At 65.4% G+C, this 13,075-nt stretch carries 11 protein-coding genes; 9 read left to right on the top strand and 2 right to left on the bottom strand.

Annotated features, from left to right (window positions below; genetic code table 11):
• Nucleotides 1–3 precede the first annotated feature (3 nt).
• Nucleotides 4–2,205: a catalase/peroxidase HPI gene (gene katG / locus AB1A62_RS00835; RefSeq protein ID WP_366659230.1), complete on the bottom strand. Its 2,202-nt coding sequence runs from the start codon at nucleotides 2,203–2,205 to the stop codon at nucleotides 4–6.
• Between the two features lie 208 nt (nucleotides 2,206–2,413).
• On the opposite strand from katG, the gene AB1A62_RS00830 reads away from it, so the two are divergent.
• The 4 genes from AB1A62_RS00830 (at nucleotide 2,414) to AB1A62_RS00815 (ending at nucleotide 6,170) form a co-directional block, all read left to right on the top strand.
• A complete protein-coding gene (locus AB1A62_RS00830) occupies nucleotides 2,414–3,331 on the top strand; it encodes a LysR substrate-binding domain-containing protein (RefSeq protein WP_366659229.1) in 918 nt (305 codons plus the stop codon).
• Between the two features lie 202 nt (nucleotides 3,332–3,533).
• Nucleotides 3,534–4,595 carry a Hint domain-containing protein gene (locus AB1A62_RS00825; RefSeq protein ID WP_366659228.1) on the top strand — a complete coding sequence of 354 codons (1,062 nt, stop codon included), beginning with the start codon at nucleotides 3,534–3,536 and terminating at the stop codon, nucleotides 4,593–4,595.
• A gap of 218 nt (nucleotides 4,596–4,813) precedes the next feature.
• Nucleotides 4,814–5,434: a 30S ribosomal protein S4 gene (gene rpsD, locus AB1A62_RS00820; RefSeq protein WP_366659227.1), complete on the top strand. Its 621-nt coding sequence runs from the start codon at nucleotides 4,814–4,816 to the stop codon at nucleotides 5,432–5,434.
• 163 nt (nucleotides 5,435–5,597) lie between these two features.
• On the top strand, nucleotides 5,598–6,170 hold the full coding sequence (locus AB1A62_RS00815; RefSeq protein ID WP_366659226.1) for a PA14 domain-containing protein: 573 nt from the start codon (nucleotides 5,598–5,600) through the stop codon (nucleotides 6,168–6,170).
• A gap of 43 nt (nucleotides 6,171–6,213) precedes the next feature.
• Here the strand turns inward: AB1A62_RS00815 and AB1A62_RS00810 are convergent, their stop codons facing one another.
• The gene (locus AB1A62_RS00810; RefSeq protein ID WP_174148140.1) at nucleotides 6,214–6,675 is read right to left on the bottom strand and encodes an Lrp/AsnC family transcriptional regulator; all 462 of its coding nucleotides are present in this window, start codon (nucleotides 6,673–6,675) and stop codon (nucleotides 6,214–6,216) included.
• Between the two features lie 104 nt (nucleotides 6,676–6,779).
• Between AB1A62_RS00810 and AB1A62_RS00805 the strand changes: the two genes are divergently transcribed.
• The 5 genes from AB1A62_RS00805 to AB1A62_RS00785 all read left to right on the top strand — a co-directional run bounded on the left by AB1A62_RS00805 (nucleotide 6,780) and on the right by AB1A62_RS00785 (nucleotide 12,958).
• Nucleotides 6,780–8,204 (top strand): aminotransferase class V-fold PLP-dependent enzyme, encoded by a 1,425-nt coding sequence (locus AB1A62_RS00805; protein WP_366659224.1) that lies wholly within the window; start codon nucleotides 6,780–6,782, stop codon nucleotides 8,202–8,204.
• A gap of 171 nt (nucleotides 8,205–8,375) precedes the next feature.
• The gene (locus tag AB1A62_RS00800; RefSeq protein WP_366659222.1) at nucleotides 8,376–10,022 is read left to right on the top strand and encodes a peptidoglycan-binding protein; all 1,647 of its coding nucleotides are present in this window, start codon (nucleotides 8,376–8,378) and stop codon (nucleotides 10,020–10,022) included.
• Between the two features lie 118 nt (nucleotides 10,023–10,140).
• Nucleotides 10,141–11,226 (top strand): histidinol-phosphate transaminase, encoded by a 1,086-nt coding sequence (gene hisC, locus AB1A62_RS00795; protein ID WP_366659220.1) that lies wholly within the window; start codon nucleotides 10,141–10,143, stop codon nucleotides 11,224–11,226.
• Nucleotides 11,223–12,143, top strand: coding sequence for a prephenate/arogenate dehydrogenase family protein (locus tag AB1A62_RS00790; protein WP_366659219.1), 921 nt, complete (start codon nucleotides 11,223–11,225; stop codon nucleotides 12,141–12,143). The genes hisC and AB1A62_RS00790 overlap by 4 nt, the downstream gene beginning before the upstream one ends.
• Entirely contained in the window at nucleotides 12,140–12,958 is an 819-nt protein-coding gene (locus tag AB1A62_RS00785) for an extensin family protein (protein WP_366659218.1), read from the top strand. Before AB1A62_RS00790 ends, AB1A62_RS00785 begins: the two co-directional genes overlap by 4 nt.
• Nucleotides 12,959–13,075 lie beyond the last annotated feature (117 nt).

Raw genomic sequence — 13,075 nt, 5'->3', positions numbered from 1 at the left:
TGTTCAGGCCGCCAGATCAAACCGGTCGGCGTTCATCACCTTGGCCCAGGCTGCCACGAAGTCGCGGACAAAGGCTGCGGCGCCATCGTCCTGCGCATAGACCTCTGACAGCGCCCGCAGCTGCGAGTTCGAGCCGAACACCAGATCGGTGCGGGTGCCGGTCCACTTAACGGCGCCGCTGGCCCGGTCGCGGCCCTCATAGGTGCCGTCGCCTGCCGGCTTCCACTCCACCCCCATATCGGTGATGGCGGTGAAGAAGTCGGTGCTCAGCACGCCAACGCGGTCCGTGAACACGCCATGCTTGGACCCGCCGTGGTTGGCGCCCAGCACCCGCAGCCCGCCGGTCAGCGCGGTCATCTCCGGCGCGCCGAGGGTCAGGAGCTGCGCCCGGTCCACCAGCATCTTCTCGGCCGGCACGGCATACTCCGCCTTCTGGTAGTTGCGGAAGCCATCGGCCTCCGGCTCCAGCACCGCGAAGCCGTCGATGTCGGTCTGCTCCTGGGTGGCATCGGTGCGTCCAGGAGTAAAGGGAACATCCACCGGGTGTCCTGCAGCCTTTGCGGCTTCCTCGACGCCGGCACCGCCCGCCAGCACGATCAGGTCGGCCATGGAGATCTTCTTGCCGCCGGACGCGCCGGCGTTGAACTCGCTCTGGATCTGCTCCAGTGCCGACAGCACCTTGGCCAGCTGCGCAGGCTCGTTCACTTCCCAGTCCTTCTGCGGCGCCAGCCGGATGCGGCCGCCATTGGCGCCGCCGCGCATGTCGGAGCCGCGGAAGGTCGAGGCCGAAGCCCAGGCGGTGGAGACCAGCTCAGAAACCGAAAGCCCGGTGCCCAGGATCTTGGCCTTCAGCTGCGAGACGTCCTGCGCATCCACCAGCGCGTGATCCACCGCCGGCACCGGATCCTGCCAGATCAGGTCTTCGGCAGGCACGTCCGCCCCCAGATAGCGCGACTTCGGCCCCATGTCGCGGTGGCACAGCTTGAACCAGGCACGGGCAAAGGCGTCGGCGAATTTCTCCGGGTTGGCGTGGAAATCGCGCGAGATCTTCTCGTATTCCGGGTCCATCCGCAGCGACATGTCGGCGGTGGTCATCATCGGCGCGTGCTTCTTGCTGGGGTCGTGGGCGTCCACCACCATATGCTCCGGCTTCACATCCTGCGCCTGCCACTGGTTGGCGCCGGCCGGGCTTTTGACCAGTTTCCACTCATAGCCGAACAGCACGTCGAAGTAGCCCATGTCCCAGGTGGTCGGGTTCGGTTTCCAGGCGCCTTCGATGCCCGATGTGGTGGTGTCGCCGCCCTTGCCGGAGCCATGCGCGTTGGCCCAGCCAAAGCCCATCTGCTCCATCGCGCCGGCTTCCGGCTCCGCGCCCACCAGTTCCGGGTCGCCCGCGCCATGCGCCTTGCCGAAGGTATGGCCGCCTGCCACCAGCGCCACGGTTTCCTCGTCATTCATGCCCATGCGCGCAAAGGTGTCGCGCACGTCAAAGCCGGAGGCCACCGGGTCCGGGTTGCCGTTAGGCCCTTCCGGGTTCACGTAGATCAATCCCATCTGCACGGCAGCCAGCGGGTTTTCCAGGTCGCGCTCGCCGGAATAGCGCTGGTCGCCCAGCCACTCGGTCTCGGTGCCCCAGTAGATGTCCTCCTCCGGCGCCCAGACGTCCTCGCGGCCGCCGCCAAAGCCGAACACCGGCCCGCCCATCGATTCAATGGCGCAGTTGCCCGCCAGGATCATCAGATCGCCCCAGGAGATCTTGTTGCCGTATTTCTGCTTGATCGGCCACAGCAGGCGGCGCGCCTTGTCCAGGTTGCCGTTATCCGGCCAGGAGTTCACCGGCGCAAAGCGCTGGTTGCCGGTGCCGCCGCCGCCGCGCCCGTCGGCGGTGCGGTAGGTGCCGGCGCTGTGCCAGGCCATGCGGATGAACAGCCCGCCGTAATGGCCATAGTCGGCCGGCCACCAGTCCTGGCTGTCGGTCATCAGCGCAAACAGGTCCTTCTTCACCGCCTCCAGATCAAGCTTCTTGAACTCCTCGCGATAGTTGAAGTCAGGACCCATCGGGTTCGACTTGGGGGAGTGCTGATGCAGGATCTTAAGGTTCAGCTGGTTCGGCCACCAATCCTGGTTCGAAGTGCCGCCGGCGTCGGTGTTCAACGCCGCGCCGTGCATCACCGGGCATTTTCCTGCGGGGGTATTTCCGTCCATTTCCATCTCCGATCGTGGCTTCAATTAGTTGAACTGCGATGTGGAGGAAGCGCCCCGGAACCATTCCGCCAGCCTGAGCGCCGCATGGAAATGCAAGCGGGGCGCAGACTGCCTGTACCGGGTCTCCCTGTTGTCCTGAAGATGAGGCTAGCAGGGAAATATCATTGGGATAAGTTGCATTTATTCATCGCTCTGATAATGAAATCCTATGATAAACGTGACCCTCCGCCAGATGCGCTATTTCGAGGCGCTGGCTCAGCACCGCCATTTCGGCCGCGCGGCCGACGCCTGCGCGGTGTCTCAGCCAGCTTTGTCTGTTCAGATCAAGGAGTTGGAGGAGGTGCTGGGGGTGCAGCTGGTGGAGCGCGGCGCCCGGCAGGTGCGGCTCACCAGCTTCGGCGAGGATCTGGCCTCCCGCGTGCGCGGCATCCTGCGCTCGGTGGATGAGCTGGGCGAGCTGGCGCGGGCATCGCGCGACGGCCTGGCCGGGCGCCTGCGGATCGGGGTGATTCCCACCATTGCCCCTTATCTGCTGCCCTCCATCGTGGGCACGCTCACCCGGCAGTACCCGGAGGCCGACATCCGGGTCCGCGAAACCGTGACCCCCAAGCTGCTGGAGGAACTGGGGGAGGGGCGGCTGGACACCGCCATCGTGGCGCTGCCGGTGTCTGAGCCGTCTTATGAAGAGGTGCCGCTGTTCTCCGAGGATTTCGTGCTGGTGCGCCCGGGCGAGGACGCAGGCACCCCGGTTCCCGGCCCCGAGGGCCTGCGCGAGATGCGCCTCCTGCTGTTGGAGGAGGGGCATTGCTTCCGCGACCAGGCCTTGTCCTTCTGCAACATGCAATCCGCCGCCCCGCGGGAGCTGTTGGACGGCAGCTCCTTGTCGACACTGGTGCAGATGGTCAGCGCCGGGATCGGAGTGACGCTGATCCCGGAAATGGCGGTGCCGGTGGAAACCCGCTCGGCCGTGGTGTCGGTTGCCCGCTTCCGCGATCCGCAGCCCTCGCGCACCATCGGCATGATCTGGCGGCGCAGCAACCCGCTGGCACGGCAGCTGATGCAAGTGGCCGAGGTGGTCCGGCAGGCTGCGGACACGTTGCGCGCCAGCTACGGCGCGCTCCGCTAAGGCGCGTGTTTCTTTCTGCCGGTGGCTCAGCGCCGCCCGGCTTGCCCAGAAATTGAGTGCCGCAACGGCAACTTCAACCGCCTGAGGAATGGTGCGTAAAGGGCACGCTCACAAGGATTTAACGGGCCTCACTGTTTCCGGAAGCGCGACGCTTTGTTAACGTTCCGTTAATAATTATAAGTTGAAGCAGGCATACGGGCAGATGAGAACGGGCTTTCGTGGCACGTTTGTTGTTTCCTGGTCGCAAACCGAGATCGACGGCCTCCCGGCCGCACCGGTGGACGCTATTGATGTGGGGGCGGCCTGGTCCTGGCATGGCGATGCGGTGCGGGTGGACGGGCCGGCAGGGCTGTTGCGGCTGGACATGGCAAACGGCGAGGCAGAATTGCGCCGCCGGGCGGCACGCTCGGTGCGCAGGCTGGTCGGGGCTGCGGTGCAGAACCGCACAGATGTTCATGCGGTCGAGGTCGATGAGCCGCTGTTGGACAGCAGCTTTGCCGTGACCAACGGCGTGCAAAGCTACACCGTCACCCTGATCGAGGTCGGCCCGGGCCAGCACCCGCTTTTGATGTTCGTGGATGAGCTGCCGCCGCGCGGCACCGACCTTTGGGTGGTGCACCATTCACTAGGCACCATTCACGCCGACCGGCCCCGGGGCGAAACCGGGGTGATCTGCTTTACCCCGGGTACCTTGATCGCCACGCCCGGCGGGCCGAAGCGGGTGGAGCAATTGCGCGAAGGCGAAAAGGTGCAGACCCGCGACAACGGCGCCCAGGAGATCCTCTGGATCGGTTCCCGCCGGATCACCGGCGCGCGGCTTTACGTGATGCCGCGGCTGCGCCCGATCCGCATTCATGCCGGCGCCCTGGGCATCGACCGCCCGGAACAGGAGCTGCTGGTCTCCCCCGATCACCGGATGCTTCTGCGCGGCAGCCGGGTGCGGGCGCTGTTCAACACGCCCGATGTGCTGGTCGCGGCCAGCGACTTGGCCAATGGCTCCACAATCCAGCCCGACACTTCGGTGCGCGAAATCACCTATATCCACCTGATGCTGGCCAATCATCAGGTGCTCTGGGCCAATGGGGTGGAGACCGAAAGCTTCCATCCCTCGAATGCCTCGCTTACCGCACTCAGCGGCTCCGACAGGGCAAGGCTGTTCGGCCTGCTGCCGGAGCTGGAGCGCAACCCGCTGTCCTACGGTGCCCATGCCCGCCGCAACCTCAACACGTCCGAAGCAGCTATTCTCGGCCACGAAGCAGCCTGAAGCCTTTATCCGGCGACGTCAGGGTGCTATCCGGCGGCCCAGGCCGGGTTCCGCTGCAGATTTCCTGCCGAACAGGCAAACAGCGTGTTGACTCTGCCCCATCCGCCTATATAAGCGCGGCTTCATTGGTGTTGGTGGCCCCCGCAAGGGGATGCCTGTCATGGGGGAAACCTCAAGAGGACAACGCCCTTCGAAACCATATACGAAGGAGATCAGCCGTGACCAAACGCACGTCTGCCAAGTACAAAATCGACCGCCGCATGGGCGAAAACATCTGGGGCCGTCCGAAGTCCCCGGTCAACCGCCGCGACTACGGCCCGGGCCAGCACGGCCAGCGCCGCAAGGGCAAACTGTCCGACTTCGGCATCCAGCTGCGCGCCAAGCAGAAGCTGAAAGGCTACTACGGCGACCTGACCGAAAAGCAGTTCCGCCGCATCTACGGCGAAGCCGTCCGCGTTTCCGGCGACACCGGTGAAAACCTGATCGGCCTGCTCGAGCGCCGCCTGGACGCCGTCGTCTACCGCGCCAAGTTCGTGGCAACCGTTTTTGCCGCCCGCCAGTTCGTGAACCACGGCCACGTGACCGTGAACGGCAAGCGCGTGAACATCCCCTCCTACCGCGTGAAAGAGGGCGACGTGATCGAGGTCCGCGACAAGTCCAAGCAGATGGTTGCCGTTCTGGAAGCCGTTCAGCTGGCTGAGCGCGATGTGCCGGATTACATCGAAGCCGACCACTCCAAGATGACCGCAACCTTCGTGCGCACCCCGTCCCTGGGCGACGTGCCGTACCCGGTTGTGATGGAACCGAACCTGGTCGTCGAATTCTACGCCAAGAACTAAGCCTGCTGCCCCCGGGGCATCTGGCGGAAGGGCTGTCCTTTTGGACAGCCCTTTTCTTTTGCGGAACTGCCTGGCCAGGGCGCTCCGCGGCTCCGCGTTCCAAAACCTGTGGTCCGGCGGCGCCATTGGTACTATCCTGATCCAAAACGACAGGGAGTGACCAATGAAGATCTTGATGAAAGCAGCGGCAGCGGCCGCGTTCACGGTTCTGGCGGCAGCGGCGGGCGCCGCACCTCTGAAACTCACACCTGCAAACCCGCAGCCTTCCGGCGTCAAGCCCGGTTTGGCGGTGGTTTATGCCTATCCGCAGGATGTGAAGTCACTGGCCGAAGCCTCGTCTGCGCTGAAGATCAGCAGCGAGCGGGGCCGCCCGATTGCCGGCCTGGACAACCGCGATACCGAGGAGGGGCAGAACACCCTGACCGCCAAGCGGCCGATGCATGTGGCGGCGCGCATCACCGGGTATGTGAAACTGGACACGCCCGGCGTTCACAACATCGACTTTCTGACCAACGACGGCCTGCTGGCCAAAATCGGCGGTCAGGTGGTTGGAGAATTCGATGGCCGCCAGTCCTGCGACAGCACCATCGTGACCCAGGTCGAGGTGCCTTCACCCGGCTGGTATCCCGTCGACATCCTCTATTTCCAGCGCCTCGGCACCGCCTGCCTGCACATGCGGATGGGGCCGGACGGCAAACGCCCGAAATGGATGAAAAACAGCGCCTTCGGGCACTGACAGCCATGACCGCAGGGCAGGGGGCCGCCTCTTGCCTCTGCCCTCACAGGGGCAGCGGGCGCCCCTCCGCGATGGCCTCCATCGCAAAGTAGGAGGTCACGCTGTCCAGCTCCACGCCTGAAATCAGCCGCTGATAGACCTTGTCATAGCTGGCCATGTCCTCGGTCACCACTTTCAGCTGATAGTCGTAGTCGCCGCCGATGCGGTGGAAATCCACCACCTCGGGAATGGTCAGCACATGGCGGCGGAATTTCTGCAGCCAGTCCGCCGAGTGATGCCGGGTGCGCAGCAGCACGAACACCACCAGATCCAGCCCCAGCTGCTTGCGGTCCAGCCGCGCGGTGGAGCCTTTCAGCAGCCCGCTGTCGTTCAGCGCCTTCAGCCGCCGCCAGCAGGCGTTCTGCGACAGCCCCACCTTGTCGGCCAGATCCCGCTGCGACAGGCTGGCGTCCTCTTGCAGGGCCCGCAGGATGGCGCGGTCAATATTGTCCGCATTTTTGCTCATTGGCCGATCATATGACACAAAGATTGTGCAATCCACTCAGTAATTGATTAGGTTTTTGCGCCAATTCCCGTTCACCATGCCTCAACAGATTTCGGAGGCGCGACATGACCCTGGCAGCATTCAAACAGACAATCCGGCAAGCAGCGCAGGACGGCACCCTTGGCCGCAGCGTGATCGGCGACGGGGTGATGATCCCCGGCCTCGATGGCGAGGTGCCGCTGGTCTACGCCGATTACGTCGCCTCCGGCCGGGCGCTGCGCCAGGTGGAGGACTTCGTGGCCGCCCAGGTGCTGCCTTTCTATGCCAACTCCCACACCGAGGCGTCCTACTGCGGCATGCAGATGACCCGCCTGCGCCGCGAGGCGCGCAGCGAGATCGCCCGCATCACCGGCGCCACGCCGGAGGATGCGGTGATCTTCACCGGCTCGGGCGCCACCGCGGGCCTCAACCGGCTGGTCAGCCTGTTCGGTGTGAACGAGGCCGCCCGCCCGGTTGTCTTCATCGGCCCCTATGAGCACCACTCGAACATTCTGCCCTGGCGCGAGAGCAAGGCCGAGGTGGTGGAAATCCCCGAAGCGGAGGAGGGCGGACCGGATCTTGCAGTGCTGGAACTCGCGCTCAAGCAGCACGCGGGCAGCGACCTGAAGATCGGCAGCTTCTCCGCAGCCTCCAACGTGACCGGCATCGTGACCGATCCCGACCCCATCAGCCGCCTGCTGCGTGAACACGGTGCGCTGTCGGTCTGGGACTACGCCGGCGGCGGCCCTTACCTGCCCATCGACATGGGCGGCAACGGCGCCGCGCGCAAGGATGCCGTCGTGGTTTCGCCGCACAAATTCCCGGGCGGCCCCGGCGCCTCCGGCGTGCTGATCGTCAATCAATCAGCGGTGCGCCGCCGCTGCCCGTCCTGGCCCGGCGGCGGCACCGTCAGCTTTGTCTCCCCCTGGCGGCATGAATACAGCCGCGACCTGGCCGCCCGCGAGGAGGCCGGCACCCCCAACGTGATCGGCGACATCCGCGCCGCGCTGGCGTTCCTGGTCAAGGAGGCCGTGGGCCAGGAACAGATCGAAGCCCGCGAAGCCAAATTCGCACAGATGGCGTGGGAGGGCTGGTCCGCCAACCCGCGGCTGCGCATCCTCGGCCACCGCACGGCGCACCGGCTGCCGATCTTCTCATTCCTTGTCTCCGACGGCGCGGGCAATCCGGTGCATCAGCAGCTGTTCACCCGCATGCTGAGCGACGTTTACGGCATCCAAGCCCGCGGCGGCTGCGCCTGCGCAGGCCCTTACGCGCACCGCCTTCTGGGCATCAGTCAGCCGGAATCGGAAACCCTGTTTGCCGACCTGCAGGCCGGTGAAGAGATGAAGAAGCCGGGCTGGGTGCGGCTCAACTTCTCCTATCTGATGGAGGAGGAAACCGCGCAATACATCATCAATTGCGTCAATGAGCTGTCGATGAAGGCGGGGGAGATTGCAGCCCGGTACAACGCCGACCCGGCGACCGCGCGGTTCAAGGCTCAGGCGGCCTGACCCCAGTCTGAACGGGTGCTTTCCCGCTTCGGGGAAGCACCTCACATGCATGTGACATGTAGGTGCCGGCCCCCGTATTTTAAAGGGGGAAAGTCTATTCCAAATCCCCCGCGACCGCAGCGCGCCGCCGTGGCAGGCTTGAACCAGTAGTTAATTGGTTGGAGCAAAGTCATGGCTCTCAAGCTGTCCGCCCCCGTCGGCGACAAGAAACGGATTACCAAGCCGGACCCGAAAACCGGCGAAAGCAAATTCAAACCGGTCAAGAACGCCCCCGCAGATGTCGAACTCGTCCGCCTGATGCTCAAGGCGAACGGCTATCCAGTCGAGATCAGCACCAAATGCGATGCCGGGCTGATCAAGACGATCCGGGATTTCCAGAAGAAGAAACTGGGTTTCCGCAAGCCCGACGGCATTGTCGATCCCGGCATGCGGACCTGGAACGCGGGCCTGCCAAAACTGGCTGCCCAGGTGTCGGCCGACGCCAAGATCGAACGGGTCGAGGTTGTCGAGAACGGCAAGACCAAGCTGATCACCGTGGCCGAGTTCGAAGCCGGGCAGGAGGAGCTGCGCCGCAAGCTGCTGGCCAAGGCGGAGATGATGTACGGCCAGGCGGAATCCTGGGTCGATTTCTGCAACGAGGTGGAAAACACCCGCCAGGGCAACGAGACCTTTCTGAATGCGCTGACCGAATTTGCTGTCAGCGTGGTCAATGACAAGACCGACCCGCCCTGGACCGCGATCCTGAACGCGCGCTCCGAGGCGAGCCTGATGAAGACCCTGACCAGCAAGAAGAAGCCGGACTGGAAAAAGGTCTACAAGCAGGACGTCAAGGCGACCAAGGCCTATAACAAGGGCGGCAAGGCCTTCCAGAAATTCATCGACCAGCGCATCAGCACCGCAGGCGCCATCATCTGGAAGCTGGAGGTGGTGCGCGAGGTCTCCTTTGCCGTGGTCGAAACCTATATGACCGCCCGCTTGATCGCGACCAAGGGCATGTCACCGGCCAAGGCCCACGCCATTGCCGCCGCCAGCACCGAGGCGCTGAAATCCAGCGCCGGCCAGCTCGGCGAGCATCTGGCCGGCAACAAGGTCACCTGGGACGGCGCCGCCAAGAAAGTCTTCATCGACAGCTTCATTGCGGGCCTTGCCGGGGCCGCGGGCGGCAAGCTGACGGCCAAGCTCTCTGCCGGCCTCGCCGATGACCTGGCCAAGGCCGCGGCCTCCAGGCTGTCGCGCGAGATGCCCAAGAAGGCGGTCAAGGTCTTCTTCGAGAAGTTCCTGAAATCCAAGGCCGGCGAGGCCATGGTGACAGAGGCGCTGAAGGAAACCATCGGCCTGGCCAAACCCTTGATCGAAAAGGGCCGCCCGCCGAACACCAAGGAAATCAAGGAAAGCATCGCCAAGATCCTGACCGCGGGCATCATGTCCGCAGGCGCCGGCAAGGCGCTGGAGAAATTCTCCTCCGGCTTCACCTCCGGTGCCGAGAAGTTCCTCAAGTCCAAACTGGCGCCGGCCGCCATGGAAGGCGCGGTCAAGAAGGACCTGATCGCCAAATACGGCGCCAAGGCCACAGAGGACTTCATCAAGCTGCACGGCGACGCCATCTATGGCGAGATCGCCAAGCAGATCTCCGGCAAATCGCTCAGTAAATATGCAGGCGAAGTGCTGAACAGCTCGGACGGCTCGCAATCGGCTGCGACCATGCAAAAGCAGGCCAATGAAGCGATGCGCAAGGATATGGAGCTGCGCAAGAAGATCCAGAAGATCATCATGGCCGAGGCCAAGCGCAAAATGCCCAAGACTGCAGCCGCGCATTAATGCGGTGCGGCCGGGGCAGGCTGCCGGCGGGGGCGGCAGCATGGGGGAAGCGTCATCTTGGTGCTTCCCCGCCAGCGATTGGGCCGTTATGACGGGTTGGAATTAAGGAGCCCGTATTATGACCCAACTCACACCGCAGCCCGGTATCATGGACATCGCTCTGTACCAGGGCGGGGCTGCCCATGTGAAAGGGGTGAGCAATGTTGTGAAGCTCTCCTCGAACGAGAACCCCTTTGGCCCCAGCCCGCGCGCCGTCCAGGCGATGCAGGACGCGGCGGCCAATATGCACCGCTATCCCAGCTCGGACCACGCGGCGCTGCGGCAGGCGATCGGCGAGGTGCACGGGCTGGATCCGGAGCAGATCATCTGCGGCGCCGGCAGCGACGAGATCATCGCCTTCCTGTGCCAGGCCTATGCCGGACCGGGCGACGAGGTGCTCTATACCGAACACGGCTTTGCGATGTACCGCATCAGCGCGCTGGCCGCCGGCGCCACCCCGGTGGAGGTGAAGGAGCGCGAGCGCGTCACCGACGTTGACGCGCTGCTGGCAGGCTGCACCGCCAGGACCAAGCTGGTCTTCATTGCCAACCCCAACAACCCAACCGGCACTATGATCAGCGAGGCTGAGGTCGCCCGCCTGGCCGATGGCCTGCCCGATGGCGCGCTCTTGGTGCTGGATGGAGCCTATGCCGAATATGTGGAGGGCTTTGACGCCGGCGCCGCGCTGATCGCCGCCCGCAGCAACGTCTTCATGACCCGCACCTTCTCCAAGATCTACGGCCTGGGCGGCGCCCGGATCGGCTGGGGTTACGGCCCCAAGGAGATCATCAATGTGCTGAACCGGGTGCGCGGGCCGTTCAACGTCTCCAGCACCGCGCTGGCGGGCGCCGAGGCCTCGGTGCGCGATACGGATTATGTAGACCACTGCCGCGCTGAAAACGCCAAATGGCGCGCCTGGCTCGCCAATGCGCTGGCCGAACTCGGGGTGCCGTCGGACGTGTCCAGCACCAACTTCATCCTGGCCCGCTTCTCCAGCCAGGCTGAAGCAGAAGCCTGCGACCTGTACTTGCAGGCGCAGGGCCTGATCGTGCGCCGGGTGGCGGGCTACAACCTGCCCACCGCGCTGCGCATCACCATCGGCGACGAGGACTCCTGCCGCCGGGTGGCCGCAGCGGTGCAGGCATTCAAAGAGGGCCAGGCATGAGCGGGCAAGTGTATGGCCGCGTCGCGCTGATCGGCCTGGGCCTGATTGCCTCGTCGATGTTCTGGGCGATGAAACGCGCAGGGCTGGCTGGCGAGGTCACCGGCTATGCCCGCAGCGCGGAAACCCGCGAAACCGCCCGCCGCATCGGCCTTTGCGACCGCGTCTGTGACAGCGCGCGGGAGGCGGTGCAGGACGCCGATCTGGTGGTGCTCTGCGTCCCCGTCGGCGCCATGGGCCCGGTGATGGAAGACATCGCACCGGTGCTGAAACCCGGCGCCACGGTCTCCGACGTGGGCTCGGTCAAGCGCCATGTGATCGAGGCGGTGCAGCCGCATATCCCCGACGGCGTGCATTTCGTGCCCGCCCACCCGCTGGCGGGCACCGAGCATTCCGGCCCCGAATCCGGCTTTGCCGAGCTGTTCGACAACCGCTGGTCGCTGCTGGTGCCGGTCGAAGGCACCGACCCGGAGGCCACCGCCCGCCTGCGCGCTCTGTGGGAGGGGATGGGCGCCAACGTCGATGAGATGGACGCCGACCACCACGATCTGGTGCTGGCCGTCACCTCGCACACGCCGCACCTGATCGCCTACACCATGGTGGGCGTTGCCGACGACCTGCGCCGGGTGACCGACAGCGAGGTGATCAAGTATTCCGCCGCCGGTTTCCGCGACTTCACCCGCATCGCCGCCTCGGATCCCACCATGTGGCGCGATGTGTTCCTGACCAACAAGGACGCCACGCTGGAAATCCTCGGCCGCTTCACGGAGGAGCTGTTTGCCCTGCAGCGCGCCATCCGCACCGGCGACGGCGCGCATCTGCACGACTACTTCACCCGCACCCGCGCCATCCGCCGCGGCATCATCGAAGCGGGCCAGGACACAGACGCCCCGGACTTCGGCCGGGGGCAGAAGAAGTGATCCGCGCAGGCGTGCTGATGCTGGCAGCCGTGTCCGGCGGCGCCGCGCTGGCGGCAACGCCGGACGGCTCGCTGGAGCCGCCCGCCCGTCCTGCGGCGGCAGCAGGCTTTGAGGCCGTCTTGGCACCGGTGCCCGGCATGCGCCCGGAAACCCGCCCGCAATCGGAGCAGCGCCTGGCGGCCGCTGCCCGGCCCGCGGACCTGCCGCTGCTGGCGCCGGGCGCGTCCTTGCTGCCCTCCGCACGCCCGGACAGCCTGGCGGAGCAGGTGCTGTTCAAGCGCCGCCAGCGCCGCAAGGGCTCGGTCTGCGGCGACATCGATATCCAGGGCGATGACGTGGGCCAAATCTCCGGCACGCTGCCCGGCTGCGGCGCCAAGGACGCGGTGCGGGTGCGCGAGATTGCCGGGGTGCGGCTCAGCCAGGCCTCGCTGATGACCTGCAACACCGCCCGCGCGCTGAAGACCTGGATCAACCGCGAGGTCGAAACCGCCTTCGGGCGCCGCGACAAGGTGGTGTCCCTGCGGGTCGCTGCCCATTATGCCTGCCGCACCCGCAACAACCGCCCCGGCGCCAGGATCTCCGAGCACGGCAAGGCGCGGGCGATCGACATCTCAGGCTTTACGCTTGCCAGCGGCGAGACCGTCTCGGTGCTGCACGGCTGGCAGAACCGCAAGATCCGCAAGAAGCTGAAAAAGATCTGGCGCGCCGCCTGCGGCCCCTTCGGCACCGTGCTGGGACCGGAGTCCGACCGCTATCACAAGGACCACTTCCACCTTGACGTGGCCCGCCACCGCGGCGGCACCTATTGCCGCTGACGGCGGGCTCCCGCGCCTGAAGGTGCCCGCAATGGGCACATTGCAGCCTTGGGCCGGGCCGCGCTGCGCGCGCGAAGAAAGATTGCTGATATGCGCTTCAGCGCGGGTCTGCCCTGA

It is taken from the genome of Leisingera sp. JC11, assembly GCF_040704725.1.
In the GTDB taxonomy this organism is placed as follows: Bacteria; Pseudomonadota; Alphaproteobacteria; order Rhodobacterales; family Rhodobacteraceae; genus Leisingera.
Note: the sequence above shows the minus strand (reverse complement) of the source record. Positions and strands in the feature narration are given on the sequence as shown.

What these genes read in the sequence shown, in the direction of transcription:
- katG (WP_366659230.1), bottom strand. Translation starts at nt 2,205, where the DNA reads ATGGACGGAAATACCCCCGCAGGAAAATGCCCGGTGATGCACGGCGCG.
- AB1A62_RS00830 (WP_366659229.1), top strand. Translation starts at nt 2,414, where the DNA reads ATGATAAACGTGACCCTCCGCCAGATGCGCTATTTCGAGGCGCTGGCT.
- AB1A62_RS00825 (WP_366659228.1), top strand. Translation starts at nt 3,534, where the DNA reads ATGAGAACGGGCTTTCGTGGCACGTTTGTTGTTTCCTGGTCGCAAACC.
- AB1A62_RS00815 (WP_366659226.1), top strand. Translation starts at nt 5,598, where the DNA reads ATGAAGATCTTGATGAAAGCAGCGGCAGCGGCCGCGTTCACGGTTCTG.
- AB1A62_RS00810 (WP_174148140.1), bottom strand. Translation starts at nt 6,675, where the DNA reads ATGAGCAAAAATGCGGACAATATTGACCGCGCCATCCTGCGGGCCCTG.
- AB1A62_RS00805 (WP_366659224.1), top strand. Translation starts at nt 6,780, where the DNA reads ATGACCCTGGCAGCATTCAAACAGACAATCCGGCAAGCAGCGCAGGAC.
- AB1A62_RS00800 (WP_366659222.1), top strand. Translation starts at nt 8,376, where the DNA reads ATGGCTCTCAAGCTGTCCGCCCCCGTCGGCGACAAGAAACGGATTACC.
- hisC (WP_366659220.1), top strand. Translation starts at nt 10,141, where the DNA reads ATGACCCAACTCACACCGCAGCCCGGTATCATGGACATCGCTCTGTAC.
- AB1A62_RS00790 (WP_366659219.1), top strand. Translation starts at nt 11,223, where the DNA reads ATGAGCGGGCAAGTGTATGGCCGCGTCGCGCTGATCGGCCTGGGCCTG.